The sequence below is a fragment of the Flavobacterium anseongense genome, from assembly GCF_021608185.1.
GTDB lineage: Bacteria > Bacteroidota > Bacteroidia > Flavobacteriales > Flavobacteriaceae > Flavobacterium > Flavobacterium anseongense.
Genome location: NZ_JAKIHN010000001.1, coordinates 639,362 through 656,115 on the forward strand (window position 1 = coordinate 639,362; position 16,754 = coordinate 656,115).

The window sequence follows — 16,754 nt, forward strand, 5'->3', positions numbered from 1 at the left end:
TTCTACACTAATTATGAAAGTTTTACAGTTTCTTTTCAATCTTTAGCATTTTTCCAACCTCTATAAAGGCTGCAATTGCTTTGTCTAAGTGCTCTTTAGTATGAGCCGCTGATAATTGAACCCGAATCCTAGCCTTATCTCTCGGAACTACAGGAAAAAAGAAACCAATAACATAAATTCCTTTCTTTAAAAGCTCATCTGCCATTATTTGAGATAACTTTGCATCATATAACATTACCGGAACGATTGCAGAATCGCCATCAATGAAATCTATTCCTGCTTTACGCAAACCATCTTTGAAATAGTTGGTATTCCATTCTACTTTATCGCGCAGCGTTGTGTCTTTTTCTAATAGTTCGAAAACTTTGATTGATGCGCCAACAATAGCCGGTGCCAATGAATTGGAAAACAAATAAGGGCGCGACCGTTGACGCAGAATTTCAATCACTTCTCTTTTGGCTGTAGTATAACCGCCCATTGCACCGCCTAATGCTTTTCCTAAAGTTCCTGTGATGATGTCAACTCTTCCCATAACACCTTTGGCTTCGAGCGTTCCTTTTCCTGTTGCTCCTATAAAACCTGCTGCATGACATTCATCAACCATTACTAAAGCATCATATTTATCTGCCAAGTCGCAAATTTTATCTAATGGCGCCACTAATCCGTCCATCGAAAAAACACCATCTGTAACTATAAGTTTAAAACGATGTCCGGCTTCGACCGCTTTCTTTAACTGATTTTCCAAATCTTCCATATTGGAATTTTCATAACGATAGCGCGCCGCTTTACACAAACGAACGCCATCAATAATAGAAGCGTGGTTCAAACTATCCGAAATAATACAATCTTCTTCACCAAGCAAAGGTTCAAAAACGCCTCCATTGGCATCAAAAGCCGCCGCATATAATATAGTGTCTTCTGTACCGTAAAAATCGGCTATCTTTTTTTCCAAAGTTTTGTGAATATCCTGTGTTCCACAAATGAAACGCACCGATGACATCCCGAAACCATGCGTATCCAAAGCGTCTTTGGCTGCCTGAATTACTTCAGGATGCGATGACAATCCCAAATAGTTATTGGCACAAAAGTTTAAAACCGTTTCTCCGTTTACTGTAATTTCTGCGCCTTGTGGCGATGTGATAATGCGTTCTTTTTTGAAAATTCCATTTTGTTCAATGGTGTTTAGTTCGTTTTGTAGGTGTTGTTGAATTTTTCCGTACATGTTGTTTAGTTTGTTGTTTTGAGATTACAAATTTACCACTTCCAAAGTTTCTCCGATATAAACCAGGGCTTTTTTAGTCACTTTATAACCCATTTTTTCAATGGCGTTTTGATAATTTTCTAACTGTAATTGGTATTTGGTTTGGTGTGAACCAGTTTTATAATCCAATAGGTAGATTTCATTATTCTTGTTAAGCACCATTCTGTCTGGCTTTACAAGGTTTCCTTCTTTTTGGATAATGGTTTTTTCGTTTAAGATTTTATGCTCGTTCGAGAAAAATAATTGCAAATCATGATGATTTACAATTTCATGAATGGTTTTTAATACTTCCTCTTTTTGCGAAGAAACAATCAATCCGTTTTCGATGGCTTTGGTTGGTGCCAAATCAATATCTTCTTTTGTTTTGATGAATGACAGAATCTCATGCAGAATGTTTCCGTATTCTATAGCTTTTTGCTGTTTGGTATTCCACATCAAACTTTCACGCTGTGCAATTTTGATGTTTTTCGGATTTAATGTTGCCGAAAGTTGTGGAATCGTTTCGGTTTCATCTTTATTTACTTTAGGTGCTGATAGTTTTTCGGCTGAACCAAATTCGTATTCCAATTTACTTTCATCAAAGCCTTTGTCTTCCAAAAATTTGATAAAAAACGACGCCATATTATTTGGATAACTGCCTTCTTTATTTTGAGTTTGCATCCCTGAAATGACATGCAATTGCTCTTCAGCACGGGTCATTGCTACATATAAAACATTGATATCGTCTAATAATTCTTCCTGCTTTTTCTGATTGTAAATCAGTGCCGATTCTTCACCATAAGTGGAAACATTGTTGTTTTTATCGACTAAAACCTTAGACAACCCAACTTGTTCTTCATCAGCGTTCAGCCAAATTTTTTCTTTTGGACCAGCACTGTAATTTTCTTCGGCAAACGGAAAAATAACTACCGGAAACTCCAATCCTTTGGATGTGTGAATGGTCATTATGCGCACTGCTTCTTTGCCTTCGGGCGATGGAATGCTCAACTTGCCCGAATTAATTTCCCAATACGAAAGAAAATCCGAAATTCCGACCTGCTTTTTTAAATCCTGTTCGAGTACAATGTCCAGAAAGTACTGCACATAAGCATTTCGTTTTTCAATAGGAATAATTTTCGAAATGATACTTTCTGTCGCTTCGTACAATGATTTTTTTCTGGTGTTTTTAAATGAAAAATGAATCTCAAAACCGGCTAACCATTGCTCAAAATCAGCTTCAGTATTTTGTTCCATTCCAAGTGCGATAAAATCGTGAATTGCCATTTCTTGTTGATTGTTTGATGCAATGTAATACAAGAAATTTGCTTTGGATTCGCGGTCATTATTGTTTTTCAAATAATATAAAACAGCAACTATACACTGAACTTCCGAAGAAGAACCAATAAGCAAACTCTCCGAAGACAAAATCGGAATGCCTTGTTGGGTTAAATAATTGGCAATCGCAAATCCGTTGTCTTTTTTTCGGGTTAAAATGACGATGTCTTTATAACTGAAACCTTTGCTTTTTACTTTTTGGATGGTGTTTAAGGTTGCCAATAAATACAATTCCTCTTTTGCCGGATTTTCTTCTTCGCCTAAGTCAAGTTTTTCAGCTTTCGGTACAAAAGAAATATTCACATATCCGCCTTTTTTAGAATTTAATAATTGATGACTGTGATTTTGATACAAATCTTTATAATCTTCGTGTGTAAATTCATTCGCTATGAATCCAAAGAAATTGTTATTAAAATCGATGACTTCTGAATAACTTCGATAATTAGTTTCTAATGATTTTACTTCTTTCGTATGATGCAAAAAAGAATTTTCTTCTTTGCTCAACTCAATAAATTGCTCGGCTTTCCCGCCACGCCAGCGATAAATTGATTGTTTCGGATCGCCAACAATCATCAGCGAACCTCTTTCTCCCAGTAAATCTTCGCTCGAAAGCGAATTGTCAATTAACGGAATCAGGTTTTGCCATTGCATTTCGGATGTGTCCTGAAACTCATCAATAAAAAAGTGTTTGTATTTTTCACCTAATCGCTCATAAATAAAAGGTGCAGGTTGATTTTGGATTTGGTCGTGAATTAATTTGTTGAATTCGGTTATGGATAAAATTCCCTGCTCTTTTTGAATTTCGGTTAGTTTATTACTCAACGTATTTAACAACGAAAGCGGCGTGATGTTTTTTAGAAACGCAGCATAGAAATTTTTCTTTTCGAATTTTTTATAAATCGACCCCAGGATTTCGATCAGTTGTGGAATTATTGCTTCAATAATAGCTTTGTTTTTATCGTCTTTTTTTATTTTAACATCATCAAATTCTCTGAATCTGTGGTTGTTTGCTCTGCTATCTTTTTCTTTGAAGAAATTCAAATGTTTTGGAAAAGTGCCATAGGGAAAAGAATCTGTTTCAATTCCGTTTTTTTCAATCAGTAGTAATGCTTCACTTGCCAAATCAACTGTTTCAGATTCTAATTGCTCGCAAAGTTCTACGAGCTTATTTTTGATAACAATAAAATCCTCTATTTTCTTTTTGTCAAAATGCCCAATTTCCTCGCGATTGTTTTCGTTTAAAATCAGCTTTCCGGTTTCCATAATTTCACGTGAAATGTCCCAGGATTTATCATCATCGGTTTTTTCCATGGTAAAATCGACCAAAAGTTTTGTCAATTCGTCATCGTTTCCGGCTTCGGCAATAATGGCATCAACGGCTTCGGTCAACAAACTTTCGGTATCCAAAGAGACTTCAAAAGTTATTGGCAGATTCAAATCGTGTGCAAAAGCGCGAATGACTTTATGGGTGAATTTATCAATAGTCGAAATATCAAATGCGGCATAATTGTGAATTAAGTTTTTGATAATGTTTTTGGCTTTTTCAGTAATAGCATTCAAACTCAAACCTGTGTCCGAACTGATAACCTGCATTAATTGCAGTGCTTTCTCCGATGGATTTTCTTTGCTGAATTCAGAAAGGTTTTCCAACACGCGGCTTTTCATTTCGTGTACCGCTTTATTTGTAAACGTAATGGCGAGAATATTTCTATAAGCATCCGGCTTTTTAGACAGCAGAATTATTTTCAGATATTCCTTTACCAAAGTATAGGTTTTACCCGAACCTGCCGATGCGTCGTATATGGAAAAAGCTGGTTTTTGCATTAGTTTTTAGTAATCAGATAAACAAAATTCAACTTGCTTGGTTCGCCATAATACTCGACTTCAAATTCGTCTACTTTTACAGCACCTATTTTTGTGATAGCTTTTTGCGAACGAATATTAAATGCTCCTATATGAAAATAGACTTTATCCACAAACTGAAACGCATAATCGAGCATTAGTTTTTTCAAGGCTTTGTTGTAACCATTGCCCCAAAATTTTGTTCCGATAAAAGTATAACCAATCAAAACGGAATTATCTTCTTCATTGAAATCATAATAACGACTACAGCCAACTGTTTCATTGGTGGCGTCATCCAGAATTAAAAAAGCGCCTTTTGATTCTATTGCACCTTTGAAATAATTGGTAAAATCTTCTAATTTGTATCGGTTTGGATTTGGATGTTGTTCCCAAACTTTAGGATTGGAAGCTACTTCAAACAATCGGTCAAAATCAGATTCCTCAAGCGGAACTAATTTTATCAAATCATCATGAAGAAATGTTGGCTGTAAATCGAACGGCATTATAGTTCTATATTAAATATTTATAAAGTCACTTCCTTTTCCGAAGTTAAATGTATAAATTTGAATTCAATTATTTTTAATAACTTTTAAATACAATAGTCATGGCTTTCGATTTACCGCAGTTACCTTATGCTTACGATGCATTAGAACCACATATTGATGCTAGAACGATGGAAATTCACCATTCAAAACATCACAATGCTTATACAACTAATCTAAATGCTGCTGTAACAGGCACCGATTTAGAAGGAAAAACAATAGAAAATATTTTAATCAATTTGGATATGAAAAATGCAGCCGTCAGAAATAACGGTGGCGGATTTTATAATCACAATTTGTTTTGGAGAGTAATGTCGCCAACTGGCGGCGGTAAACCAACAGGAGATTTAGCAGATGCTATTGATGCTGCATTTGGTTCGTTTGATGAATTTAAAGCACAATTTGCAAAAGCCGGAGCGACACGTTTTGGTTCAGGTTGGGCATGGCTTTGTGTTCACAAAGGAGGAAAAGTTGAAGTTTGTTCAACACCTAATCAAGATAATCCTTTAATGCCGGAAACTGGTTGTGGTGGATTTCCAATCTTAGGAATGGACGTTTGGGAACATGCATATTATTTAAATTATCAAAACCGCCGTCCTGATTATATTGAAGCATTCTTTAATGTGATTAACTGGACAGAAGTGGCAAGATTATACGCTACAGAAAAATAAAAAGAAATCATTTTATCCATAAAACCGATTGTGAAAGCAGTCGGTTTTTTTATTTTGAAAACATCAAAAAAATAAACAGGCGGAATTGCTTCCACCTGTTTGCCCCAAATCTACCATAACTTACTTAACCTACTAAATACTATGGTAAAGCAAAGCTAATAACTTGAACTAAATAAATGTACTTTTTGTTAAAATATATTTGGATGATAGGCAAATGAGAGGTTAAATACCTTTTTTTAAATGATTTTCAGACAATTATAAAATAAAAAAGGTGAAAATTTCTTTTCACCCTTTTTGCCCCAAATCTACCATAAACTTAACCTACTAATGCTATGGTAGACCAAATATAAACTGATTATAAATGTTAAAACAAAAAATATAGATGAAATGCACCAATAATCGTTTAACTTCAGAAAATGTTAAAATTTTAGTAGGCACGTGCATTTTTTCCCTCATAAAAATTCATAAATGCCTTATTAGCAACACGGTTACCACCTGGAGTTGGATAGTCCCCTGTAAAGTACCAATCACCTAAATTTTTTGGACAGGCGAGGTGTAAATTTTCTACGGTTTGGAAAATGATTTTTACTTCTGCATTTATGTCTTCCGAGGTTAGTAATTCTGCTATTTTATTCGAGATTTCCTGGTCTGTGAAGGGTTTATATATTTCGGTTACGTAATTGATAACATCGTTATCTTTATAATTAATCTGTGCTTTACATTTATCATAAACCTCATCTACTATGTGATATAAATTACGCTCTTTTAATAACTCCAATGTCGCTTGAAAAGCAACTAATCCTTCCAATTTTGCCATGTCAATACCATAACAATCCGGAAAACGTATTTGTGGCGCTGATGAAACTACAACAATTCGTTTTGGATGCAATCGGTCCATCATTTTGATTATCGACATTTTTAAGGTGGTTCCTCTAACGATACTATCATCAATAATAACCAAATTATCTTTTGGCTGAATTACGCCATAGGTAACATCATAAACGTGTGCAACTAAATCATCCCGGCTACTGTCTTCTGTAATGAATGTTCTTAGTTTGGCGTCTTTGATGGCAATCTTTTCGGTTCTGATTTTTACCGAAAGGATTTCTTCAAGCTTTTCTTTTGTTAATGTCTTTCTGTTATCTAAAATAAATTGATTCTTTCTTTGATTCAGAAAATCGTTCGCCGCCTCTACCATTCCGTAAAAAGACGTTTCTGCCGTGTTTGGAATGTATGAGAAAACTGTGTTGTCGGTATCATTATCAATAGCGTCCAAAACTGCCGGAAGAATTAGTTTTCCTAATTCTTTTCGTTCCTGATAAATTTCTGCATCACTTCCGCGTGAAAAATAAATACGCTCAAAAGAACAAGCTTTCTTTATAGTTGGCTCAATAATTTCTTCTTCGGTTATGAATCCGTTTTTCTTGATGATTACAGCATGTCCCGGTTGCAACTCCTGTACTTTTTCAAACGGAACATTAAAAACCGTTTGAATAACCGGTCTTTCAGAAGCTACAACGGCAATTTCATCATCCTGATAAAAATAAGCGGGGCGAATTCCCGCAGGATCACGGAAAACAAATGCATCGCCATGACCTAATAGTCCGGCCATTGCATAACCGCCATCCCAACCTTTGGAAGCGCGTTTTAAAATTTTGGTGATATCTAATTTCTCAGCAATAACAGGGGAAGCTTCCCTTTTAGAAAGCCCGTTATTTTTACATTCCTGATACAAATCGGTAACAGCATCATCAAGGAAATGACCAATTTTTTCCATAACGGTAACGGTATCTGTCATTTCTTTTGGATGCTGGCCCAATTCTACCAAACTATTAAAAAGTTCAGTAACATTGGTCATGTTAAAGTTTCCTGCCAAAATCAGATTACGATGCATCCAATTATTTTGTCTCAAAAACGGATGAACGCTTTCTATGCTGTTTTTTCCAAAAGTTCCGTAGCGAACATGTCCTAAAAACAATTCACCGATGTATGGGATATTTTCTTTCTGTAACGCCACATTATCCTGATATTCCGGATGCGAAGTTAGTTCGTCATTAATTCTTTCATTGATTTGAGCAAAAACATCCTGAATCGCCTGAGATTTATTAGAGCGAACTCGGCTTATGTATCTTTCGCCAGGTTCAACATCTAATTTTATCGAGGCAAATCCGGCCCCGTCTTGTCCGCGGTTGTGCTGCTTTTCCATCAGCAGATACATTTTTTGTATGCCGTAAAAAGCCGAACCATACTTTTCTTTGTAGAATTCTAATGGTTTTTTTAATCGTAAAAGTGCAATTCCACATTCGTGTTTTATCGCGTCGCTCATTGTAGTTGTTGTGTTGTAGTTAGTTGTATTGTAAAACAAAAATGCCCCGAAAATTCGAGGCATAAATTTATGATAATTCTATTTCAAATTGTGTTAATGCTTTGAATTGTTTTAGTCGCTCGTTAACTTCGTGTTTTGTCAAACTCAACATTCTTTCGGTTCCAAATTTCTCAACGCAGAAAGAAGCCAAATTAGAACCTTGTATGATTGCCGTTTTCATGGTATCAAATGAAATATCTCCTTGTTGCGTAATGAATCCTGCAAAACCACCTGCGAACGTATCACCAGCACCAGTCGGATCGAATACATCAGCTAAAGGCAATGCCGGAGCAAAGAAAATTTCATGATCATGGAAAATCAATGCGCCGTGTTCTCCTTTTTTAATCACTACATATTTTGGCCCCATAGTGTGGATTTTCTTAGCAGCTTTTACCAAAGAATATTCTCCTGATAACTGACGCGCTTCTTCATCATTGATTGTAATTACATCAACGCGTTTGATTACGTCTAATAATTCAGGTAATGCACAATCCATCCAAAAGTTCATTGTATCCAATACAACTAGTTTTGGTTTTTGTGCCATTTGATTCAAAACTCCTGTTTGCACAATTGGATGTAAGTTTCCTAACATCACCACATCAGCATCTTTAAAATTTTCAGGAACAATCGGATTGAAATCAGCCAACACATTTAATTCGGTAGCCAAAGTATCTCTCGAGTTCATATCGTTGTGGTAACGACCACTCCAAAAGAAAGTCTTTCCGCCTTTAACAACTTCTAATCCCGAAATATCAATATTTCTTGACGTTAATAAATCTAAATATTCTTGTGGAAAATCATCTCCAACAACCGAAACAATAGCCGATTGCAAGTTAAAATGCGAAGCCGAAAGTCCAATAAAAGTTCCTGCTCCACCTAAAATTTTGTCTGTTTTCCCAAAAGGAGTTTCGATAGCGTCAAAAGCAACCGTTCCCACTATTAAAAGTTTGTTCATTGTCTGGTTTTCAAATTAAAGGCGCAAAGATAAGCCTAAAGTTTGATAGTTGCAAAGGTTATTGGAAAGCAATTTTTAGAGTAGTTTTTGCTCTTCTTTTTCATAAAAAGCATCGACAGATAAATTGGGCAAACCCGAAGCCATTACGGCCAACTCATCACAGCGTTCATTTTGCGGATGATTATTATGCCCTTTTATCCATTTAAAATCGACTTGGTGCTGACGGTAAATTTTTAGAAAACGCATCCACAAGTCCGGATTCTTTTTGTCTTTGAAGCCTTTTTTCTCCCAACCAAAAACCCATTTTTTTTCGACAGCATCGACTACATATTTCGAATCGGAAATAACTAAGACTTTCATGTTGGGTTTTGTTATTTTTTCCAAACCAACGATTACTGCTAGCAATTCCATTCGGTTATTGGTTGTATGACGAAAACCTTCGTAGAATTCTTTTTTATAATTTGTGCCAACCAATTCCATTACAACGCCATAACCACCGTTTCCGGGATTTCCTTTGGCTGCGCCGTCGGTGTATATGTGGACTTGGTGTGACATTTGGATTATTAGATTGTTGGATTATTGGAATTGTAAATATAGAAGTTCTTCTAAGAAGTCTAATAATCTAACCTTCTAACAATCTCTCAATTACTTCAGGAAAATGCTCGTGTTCTAGTTCGTGAATTTTGCAGGCGATTTCATCTGCGGAAGCGCAATCTTCGATATTTACTTTTTGCTGAAAAATAAATTCGCCTTCGTCATAATGTTCGTTGACATAATGAATGGTGATTCCGGTTTCTTTTTCTCTATTATCCAAAACTGTTTGATGTACTTTCATGCCATACATTCCTTTTCCTCCGTATTTTGGGAGCAGTGCGGGATGTATATTGATGATTTTTTTCGGATAAGCTGCTACAATTTCTTCGGGCATTTTCCAAAGAAAACCTGCCAGAACTATTAAATCGGGTTGGAATTCCACAATTTTATCCAAAACAAAACCTTCTGAGAGCTGTTCTTTGTTGAAGATTAGTGCTGGAACATTATGTATTTTTGCCTTTTCTAAAACTTTGGCATTTGGATTGTTCGTGAAGACACCAACCACGATAATATCATGGCGATTTTTGAAGTATTGAATAATATTTTCCACATTGGAACCAGTGCCTGAAGCAAAAAGCAAAACCTTTTTCATGCGAAGATTATATTTGTTTTTTATTTGAACATGGAATCGCCAAGGCGATTTCATAGAAAATAAATTACAGCACAAAAAAAAGAATAAATACTCGAATTAAAGCCATGATATTACAAGATTCTGAAATATATTTTTTATTTTCGTGGTACATTTACTAACAAAAATGTTGTTTTAAGATAAAGTTTTTTATTTTTGCCAACAAATTAAAATTAAAAATTAGAAATTATGTCAGACATTGCATCAAGAGTTAAAGCGATTATTGTAGACAAATTAGGCGTTGATGAAAACGAAGTTGTAACAGAAGCAAGCTTCACAAATGATTTAGGAGCTGATTCATTAGACACTGTTGAGTTGATTATGGAGTTCGAAAAAGAATTTGATATTCAAATTCCGGACGATCAAGCTGAAAACATTGCTACTGTAGGTCAAGCTATTTCTTACATCGAAGAAGCAAAAAAATAATAAACACTAATCCGTGAGACTTGAACTAGTTTCACGGATTTTTATTATTTTTACTGAAAAGAGTAAAACTGATTGACATCCAATCCCAAAAATATTGAAATACCCTTGTCTCTTTAATGATTATATTTGAAGAAAACATGGGTATTATTTGTTTAAATACAATTGTAAAAAATAAATTATGACATTAAAACGAGTTGTAGTAACCGGTTTGGGCGCAATAACACCAATTGGAAATTCCATCGAAGAATACTGGAAAGCCTTGATAAATGGCGTTAGTGGTGCTGCTCCAATTACTTATTACGATACCGAAAAGCATAAGACAAAGTTTGCCTGCGAAGTCAAAAACTTCAACATTGAAGATTATATGGATCGCAAAGAGGCAAGAAGAATGGACAAATTTGCCCAATATGCTGTTGCAGCAAGTCAGGAAGCCATTGCTGATGCAGGAATTACTGATACCAATGTTGACAAACAAAGAGTTGGTGTAATTTGGGGCGCAGGAATTGGCGGATTAGAAACTTTCCAGGAAGAAGTAATCAGCTATGCACAAGGCGACGGAACACCTCGTTTCAATCCTTTCTTTATTCCAAAAATGATTGCCGATATTGCTCCAGCTCACATCTCGATGCGAAATGGTTTTATGGGTCCAAATTATACTACCGTTTCTGCTTGTGCTTCTTCTGCCAATGCCATGATTGATGCTTTTAATTACATTCGATTAGGAATGTGTGATGTTATTATTTCAGGTGGTTCAGAGGCTGCGGTAACTATTGCAGGAATGGGCGGATTTAATTCGATGCAGGCTCTGTCAACAAGAAATGACAGTCCGGAAACTGCCTCAAGACCTTTTGATGCAACGCGTGACGGATTTGTTCTTGGCGAAGGTGCCGGTGCATTAGTCCTTGAAGAATACGAACATGCAAAAGCCCGTGGTGCTAAAATATATTGTGAAATTGGTGGTGGCGGAATGTCATCTGATGCCTATCACTTAACCGCTCCACATCCTGAAGGAATTGGTGTAATTGCTGTAATGGAAAACACCTTGCGTGATGCCGGTATGAAACCGGAACAAGTTGACCACATCAATACTCACGGAACTTCGACGCCACTTGGTGATGTTGCCGAACTAAAAGCGATAAGTGCTGTTTTTGGTGATCATGCCAAAACAATCAATATCAATTCTACCAAATCGATGACAGGTCATTTACTTGGTGCAGCTGGTGCGATTGAAGCTATTGCAGTGATTTTGGCAATGAAAAACGGCATCGTTCCTCCGACGATTAATCACACTGTTGTGGATGAAAATATTGACCCAAGTTTGAACTTAACATTGAATAAAGCTCAAAAAAGAGAAATCAATGTGGCAATGAGTAACACTTTTGGATTTGGTGGTCACAACGCTTGCGTTTTATTCAAAAAACTTGAAGCTTAATCCCTAGATGAAAATTCTAAAAAATATATTTCAAAAATCCCGTTCAAAAGAGGACGGGTTTTTTTTTAATGAAATTCAAACTATAATAGGTTTCAAACCCCAATCTATTATTTATTACCAAAAAGCATTCACTCACCGCTCTACAAATCAAACGGATTTAAAGGGAAATCCTATGAATTATGAACGTTTGGAATTTTTGGGTGATGCCATGTTAAGTGCCGTAATTGCTGCGCATCTTTACAACAAAGCTCCTGCCGGCGATGAAGGTTATTTGACCAAAATGCGCTCCAAAATTGTGAGTCGGGAACATTTAAATGAATTGGGAAGAGACTTAAATTTAATCCGATTTGTGGAAAGTAAAGTGCCCACACAACACTTTGGCGAAAACATACACGGAAATATTTTTGAAGCATTGGTTGGCGCTATTTTTCTTGATAAAGGTTATGATTATTGTGAAAAATTTATCCAAAAAAGCGTTATCATACCGTATGTTGACATAGCCAAATTGGAAGGAAAAGTTATCAGTTACAAAAGCCTGCTGATTGAATGGTGTCAAAAGGAAAAAAAATCATTCTTTTTTGATGTATTTGATGACAATGGAAATGATGGGCAAAAATATTTTGGCGTTAAACTTAGCATCGATAATAAAGTAATTGCCAAAGCCAGAGCAACATCAAAAAAGAAAGCAGAAGAAAAAGCAGCACAACGCGCTTATTTTGCATTTCAGGAAAAAATTGACAATAAATAATGCGGATTCTCCAAAAACTATAACGTTTGAGTTCATAAAATATCGTTAAGCTAAACTATTGTATGTGGAAATCTGTTACAGATAAACTATATTTACATCTAATTTTGCGAATTTATGGCTGTTCACAAATTGCATCTTGAAGAGTTTGACGAAATAGATTATCAGTTAATTGCGATACATTCGACTTTAGAAGACTATCGATTGGCTTATTATATCAACCAAAATCTACCAGTTAATCTCAAAAAAGGCAATTGTAATATACAGATTAGCAATAAAGAAGGTGAAACACAGTTTACGCGATTTGTTTTTGAAGATTCAAAAGATATTGTGTGGAATTTAGTTCAAAATCAAAATGATGTTTTTGTTCCTTCACCAAGTGGCAATCAAGGGTTATTTGCCGAAAGCAATAATAAATTTTCAACAAAAATTTATTTGATTCCCGAGTTTAAAAAAGTAGATTATTTTTTAAAAATTGAAAATGGGGAAGTCAAAATTGATATGACAAAAATTACAAACAGTATTAAAAAAATAGATAGAGTAAGCACTGTTTACGCTGTAGAAGTAGAAAAAATAAAATCAAAAAATAATTTAATTTTTTAAATATAATGCCAACTAGAAAAAAAACCAAAATCGTTGCCACACTTGGTCCTGCATGTAGTTCGAAGGAAGTAATTAAGAAGATGATCGACGCTGGAGTAAATGTGTTTCGTGTTAATTTTTCCCACGCCGATTACACCGATGTAAAAGAAAGAATTGATATCATTAGAGGTTTGAATGATGAATTTGGATACAGCACCGCAATTTTAGCCGATTTACAAGGTCCAAAACTTCGCGTTGGTGTGATGAAAGAAGATGTGGTTGTGAACCCCGGAGATATCATCACTTTTCAAACTGCCGAAGATGTTCCGGGAACAAAGGAACGTGTTTACATGAATTATATCGAATTTCCAAGAGATGTAAATCCGGGTGAACAAATTCTTTTAGATGACGGAAAGCTAATTTTTGAAGCTATCGAAACAAATGGCACCACCGAAGTAGTCTGTAAAGTAATTCAAGGCGGCCCTTTAAAATCTAAAAAAGGAGTCAATCTCCCTCAAACCAAAGTTTCTTTACCAGCTTTGACAAAAAAAGACATCAAAGATGCAATGTTTGCTATCGAACAACAAGTAGATTGGATTGCGCTTTCCTTTGTTAGAACGCCAAAAGATTTAGAAGAATTGCAGGATTTGATTGCCAAACATTCGTCTTATAAAATTCCGATTGTTGCAAAAATTGAAAAACCCGAAGCTGTAGAAAACATTGATAAAATAGTAGCTTTTTGCGATGGATTAATGGTTGCCCGTGGTGATTTGGGTGTGGAAATTCCGGCGCATGAAGTTCCGTTGATTCAGAAGAAATTAATTCACAGAGCCAAAACAGCCCGTATCCCGGTAATTGTGGCAACACAAATGATGGAAACGATGATTACGAGTTTAACGCCAACTCGTGCCGAAGTAAATGACGTAGCAAATTCTGTTATGGATGGTGCTGACGCAGTAATGCTTTCGGGAGAAACATCGGTTGGAAATTATCCTGTGGAAGTAATCGAAAAAATGACGCAAATCATTGAAGCTGTTGAAGATTCTCCACTGATAATTGTACCACAAAATCCGCCTCACGTTAGAACCAAACGTTTTATTACTAAATCGATTTGTTATCACGCGGCGATTATGGCCAACGAGATTAAGGCAAAAGCCATTTCAACTTTAACCAATAGCGGTTATACAGCTTTTCAGATTTCGGCTTGGAGACCAAAATCGCATATTTTAGTTTACACATCTAACAAAAGAATTTTAACGCAGTTAAGTTTGCTTTGGGGTGTTAATGCCTTCTTTTATGACAAATTCGTAAGCACCGACGATACTGTTGGTGATGTGAATGAAATTGCCAAAGAAAAAGGATACGTAAAAAAAGGCGATATGCTTATCAACCTGGCAGCCATGCCGGTTGCTGATAAAGGAATGGTGAATACTTTACGTGTTTCTGAAATAGAATAATTACATTTACTTTAATAAATAAAATAATTATGAACTCAAATAATCCTTTTTTTAAAACAAAATCGTTTAAAGAAAATAACGATGGTGTTACGCATGATGCTGTTATTATTGATCGTAATGAAACAATGACTGTTTCGGGAACGATTAATAAAAGTTTCCTAATGTTGATTTTATTGGTTGCCAGTGCCGCAATAACCTGGTCAATGACGAATCCAATTGTTTTTGCTATTGGTGGAGCAATTGTTGGTTTTATTTTGGTACTAATTGCCACATTCAAACCGCAACTTTCCGGATATTTAGCACCGGGTTATGCCATTTTTGAAGGCTTATTTATTGGTGGGATTTCAGCAATTTTTGAAGTTGCTTATCCTGGAATTGTAGTTCAGGCTGTAAGTTGCACTTTTGTAACGTTTATGGTTTGTTTCGGATTATATAAATATGAAATTGTAAAAGTTACCGAAACATTTAAATCAGTTGTCGTAGCTTCTACTTTAGCTATCGCTACTTATTATTTGATTTCATGGATTGCAACATTGATTTTCCCAAGTTTCCAACCGGTGCATTACGGAAATTCTATGATGAGTATCGGTATCAGTGTTTTTGTGATTGTAATTGCTGCCTTGAATTTGTTTTTGGATTTTGACCAAATTGAAAAAGGCGTACAACAAAAAATGCCAAAATACATGGAATGGTATGGCGCTATGGGATTAATGATTACGTTAGTTTGGTTATATATCGAATTCTTACGATTGCTTTCTAAACTTAACAGAAAATAATCTCATTTAATAAACGAAAAAGCTGCCAATCGGCAGCTTTTTTTATGCTTAAAACTCAAACCGCAATTGCACCACAACAGTTTTCTTGATTTCGGTATTTAAATTGTTTAATGAAATGCCGAGCAATCGAACGGATTCTTTCATTCGTTCCTGATATAACAGCTCTTTTGCCGTCTCCAGAATCAATCCTTTATCCGAAATAAAGTAAGGCAGTGTTTTGCTTCGCGTTTGTGTCGTAAAATCGCTGTATTTAATTTTTAACGTTACCGTTTTCCCTGAAATGTTGTACTTCTTCAAACGGTTTTCGAGTTCAGATGCTATGCGCTCCAGCTTTTCTATCATAAATATTTCTGACGTCAGGTTTTCGTTAAACGTATGTTCAGCGGCGACCGATTTTGTAATTCGGTTAGGCTTTACCTGACTGTTGTGAATTCCGCGTACGATGTTATAATAATACAAACCACTTTTATTGAAGTGTTCTTCTAAAAACTCAGCCGATTTTGACTTTAAATCTTTACCGGTAAAAATCCCCAAATGATACATTCTGTCAGCTGTTACCTTACCAACGCCATAGAATTTTTTGATGTCTAAGTTTTCCAAAAAAGGTTCTACTTCTTCGGGGTTTACTGTTTTTTGTCCGTTGGGTTTGTTGTAATCGCTGGCTACTTTTGCCACAAATTTGTTGACTGATATTCCGGCAGAAGCTGTTAGTCCAACTTCTTCGAAAATTCTTTTTCTGATTTCCTGTGCGATTAATGTCGCACTTGGATTTCCTTTTTTGTTTTGCGTAACATCCAGATATGCTTCATCTAAAGATAAGGGTTCGACCAAATCGGTGTATTCGTGAAATATCTTTCGGATTTGTTTTGAAATTTCTTTATAACGGTCAAATCTTGGTCGGACGAAAATCAAATCGGGACAATTTCTTTTGGCCTGAACGCCACTCATCGCGCTTCTTACTCCAAACTTTCTGGCTTCATAACTTGCTGCCGAAACTACGCCTCGTGTTTCGCTTCCGCCAACGGCTAACGGTTTCCCTTTTAGTTCCGGATTATCCATTTGCTCAACAGAAGCATAGAATGCATCCATGTCGATATGAATAATTTTTCTGTATGGAATTGGTTCAGCCATATCACAAATTTATAATATATTTACCTCACCAAG

15 protein-coding genes are annotated in these 16,754 nt (G+C 35.7%); 7 read left to right on the forward strand and 8 right to left on the reverse strand.

The genetic code is table 11. The features are described from left to right. Positions 1–22 precede the first annotated feature (22 nt). Genes kbl through L1S35_RS02865 form a run of 3 tightly spaced genes read right to left on the reverse strand, consistent with a single transcriptional unit; the run spans position 23 to position 4,920 of the window. On the reverse strand, positions 23–1,222 hold the full coding sequence (gene kbl, locus L1S35_RS02855; protein WP_236396391.1) for a glycine C-acetyltransferase: 1,200 nt from the start codon (positions 1,220–1,222) through the stop codon (positions 23–25). 24 nt (positions 1,223–1,246) lie between these two features. Beyond that, positions 1,247–4,399, reverse strand: a complete 3,153-nt coding sequence (locus L1S35_RS02860; RefSeq protein ID WP_236396393.1) for a UvrD-helicase domain-containing protein — start codon at positions 4,397–4,399, stop codon at positions 1,247–1,249. Further along, positions 4,399–4,920 carry a GNAT family N-acetyltransferase gene (locus L1S35_RS02865; RefSeq protein ID WP_236396394.1) on the reverse strand — a complete coding sequence of 174 codons (522 nt, stop codon included), beginning with the start codon at positions 4,918–4,920 and terminating at the stop codon, positions 4,399–4,401. The genes L1S35_RS02860 and L1S35_RS02865 overlap by 1 nt, the downstream gene beginning before the upstream one ends. A 101-nt stretch (positions 4,921–5,021) precedes the next feature. On the opposite strand from L1S35_RS02865, the gene L1S35_RS02870 reads away from it, so the two are divergent. Further along, on the forward strand, positions 5,022–5,630 hold the full coding sequence (locus tag L1S35_RS02870) for a superoxide dismutase (protein WP_236396397.1): 609 nt from the start codon (positions 5,022–5,024) through the stop codon (positions 5,628–5,630). 427 nt (positions 5,631–6,057) lie between these two features. Here the strand turns inward: L1S35_RS02870 and L1S35_RS02875 are convergent, their stop codons facing one another. From L1S35_RS02875 to purN, 4 genes are all read right to left on the reverse strand, one after another. Further along, positions 6,058–7,956, reverse strand: coding sequence for an amidophosphoribosyltransferase (locus L1S35_RS02875; protein ID WP_236396487.1), 1,899 nt, complete (start codon positions 7,954–7,956; stop codon positions 6,058–6,060). A 67-nt stretch (positions 7,957–8,023) separates the two neighbouring features. After that, complete coding sequence (locus L1S35_RS02880; protein ID WP_236396399.1) at positions 8,024–8,950, reverse strand: PfkB family carbohydrate kinase; 927 nt, start codon at positions 8,948–8,950, stop codon at positions 8,024–8,026. Positions 8,951–9,025: 75 nt separating this feature from the next. Beyond that, positions 9,026–9,505, reverse strand: coding sequence for a ribonuclease HI (rnhA, locus tag L1S35_RS02885; RefSeq protein ID WP_236396401.1), 480 nt, complete (start codon positions 9,503–9,505; stop codon positions 9,026–9,028). 67 nt (positions 9,506–9,572) lie between these two features. After that, on the reverse strand, positions 9,573–10,136 hold the full coding sequence (gene purN, locus L1S35_RS02890; RefSeq protein WP_236396403.1) for a phosphoribosylglycinamide formyltransferase: 564 nt from the start codon (positions 10,134–10,136) through the stop codon (positions 9,573–9,575). A 225-nt stretch (positions 10,137–10,361) separates the two neighbouring features. On the opposite strand from purN, the gene L1S35_RS02895 reads away from it, so the two are divergent. The 6 genes from L1S35_RS02895 to L1S35_RS02920 all read left to right on the forward strand — a co-directional run bounded on the left by L1S35_RS02895 (position 10,362) and on the right by L1S35_RS02920 (position 15,590). Further along, positions 10,362–10,598 (forward strand): acyl carrier protein, encoded by a 237-nt coding sequence (locus tag L1S35_RS02895; protein WP_007137004.1) that lies wholly within the window; start codon positions 10,362–10,364, stop codon positions 10,596–10,598. Positions 10,599–10,776: 178 nt separating this feature from the next. Continuing rightward, positions 10,777–12,030 carry a beta-ketoacyl-ACP synthase II gene (gene fabF / locus L1S35_RS02900; RefSeq protein ID WP_236396405.1) on the forward strand — a complete coding sequence of 418 codons (1,254 nt, stop codon included), beginning with the start codon at positions 10,777–10,779 and terminating at the stop codon, positions 12,028–12,030. Between the two features lie 7 nt (positions 12,031–12,037). Then, the gene (rnc, locus tag L1S35_RS02905; RefSeq protein WP_236396407.1) at positions 12,038–12,778 is read left to right on the forward strand and encodes a ribonuclease III; all 741 of its coding nucleotides are present in this window, start codon (positions 12,038–12,040) and stop codon (positions 12,776–12,778) included. A 114-nt stretch (positions 12,779–12,892) separates the two neighbouring features. Continuing rightward, positions 12,893–13,378, forward strand: a complete 486-nt coding sequence (locus L1S35_RS02910) for an IPExxxVDY family protein (protein ID WP_236396409.1) — start codon at positions 12,893–12,895, stop codon at positions 13,376–13,378. A gap of 5 nt (positions 13,379–13,383) precedes the next feature. Beyond that, entirely contained in the window at positions 13,384–14,814 is a 1,431-nt protein-coding gene (pyk, locus tag L1S35_RS02915; RefSeq protein ID WP_236396410.1) for a pyruvate kinase, read from the forward strand. A gap of 23 nt (positions 14,815–14,837) precedes the next feature. Continuing rightward, positions 14,838–15,590: a Bax inhibitor-1/YccA family protein gene (locus L1S35_RS02920; RefSeq protein WP_370641042.1), complete on the forward strand. Its 753-nt coding sequence runs from the start codon at positions 14,838–14,840 to the stop codon at positions 15,588–15,590. A 48-nt stretch (positions 15,591–15,638) separates the two neighbouring features. On the opposite strand, the gene dinB is transcribed toward L1S35_RS02920, so the two are convergent. Next, positions 15,639–16,721: a DNA polymerase IV gene (dinB, locus tag L1S35_RS02925; RefSeq protein WP_236396414.1), complete on the reverse strand. Its 1,083-nt coding sequence runs from the start codon at positions 16,719–16,721 to the stop codon at positions 15,639–15,641. Positions 16,722–16,754: the final 33 nt, after the last annotated feature.

What these genes read in the sequence shown, in the direction of transcription:
- L1S35_RS02870 (WP_236396397.1), top strand. Translation starts at nt 5,022, where the DNA reads ATGGCTTTCGATTTACCGCAGTTACCTTATGCTTACGATGCATTAGAA.
- fabF (WP_236396405.1), top strand. Translation starts at nt 10,777, where the DNA reads ATGACATTAAAACGAGTTGTAGTAACCGGTTTGGGCGCAATAACACCA.
- kbl (WP_236396391.1), bottom strand. Translation starts at nt 1,222, where the DNA reads ATGTACGGAAAAATTCAACAACACCTACAAAACGAACTAAACACCATT.
- L1S35_RS02865 (WP_236396394.1), bottom strand. Translation starts at nt 4,920, where the DNA reads ATGCCGTTCGATTTACAGCCAACATTTCTTCATGATGATTTGATAAAA.
- L1S35_RS02860 (WP_236396393.1), bottom strand. Translation starts at nt 4,399, where the DNA reads ATGCAAAAACCAGCTTTTTCCATATACGACGCATCGGCAGGTTCGGGT.
- pyk (WP_236396410.1), top strand. Translation starts at nt 13,384, where the DNA reads ATGCCAACTAGAAAAAAAACCAAAATCGTTGCCACACTTGGTCCTGCA.
- L1S35_RS02880 (WP_236396399.1), bottom strand. Translation starts at nt 8,950, where the DNA reads ATGAACAAACTTTTAATAGTGGGAACGGTTGCTTTTGACGCTATCGAA.
- purN (WP_236396403.1), bottom strand. Translation starts at nt 10,136, where the DNA reads ATGAAAAAGGTTTTGCTTTTTGCTTCAGGCACTGGTTCCAATGTGGAA.
- dinB (WP_236396414.1), bottom strand. Translation starts at nt 16,721, where the DNA reads ATGGCTGAACCAATTCCATACAGAAAAATTATTCATATCGACATGGAT.
- L1S35_RS02910 (WP_236396409.1), top strand. Translation starts at nt 12,893, where the DNA reads ATGGCTGTTCACAAATTGCATCTTGAAGAGTTTGACGAAATAGATTAT.
- rnhA (WP_236396401.1), bottom strand. Translation starts at nt 9,505, where the DNA reads ATGTCACACCAAGTCCACATATACACCGACGGCGCAGCCAAAGGAAAT.
- rnc (WP_236396407.1), top strand. Translation starts at nt 12,038, where the DNA reads ATGAAAATTCTAAAAAATATATTTCAAAAATCCCGTTCAAAAGAGGAC.
- L1S35_RS02895 (WP_007137004.1), top strand. Translation starts at nt 10,362, where the DNA reads ATGTCAGACATTGCATCAAGAGTTAAAGCGATTATTGTAGACAAATTA.
- L1S35_RS02875 (WP_236396487.1), bottom strand. Translation starts at nt 7,956, where the DNA reads ATGAGCGACGCGATAAAACACGAATGTGGAATTGCACTTTTACGATTA.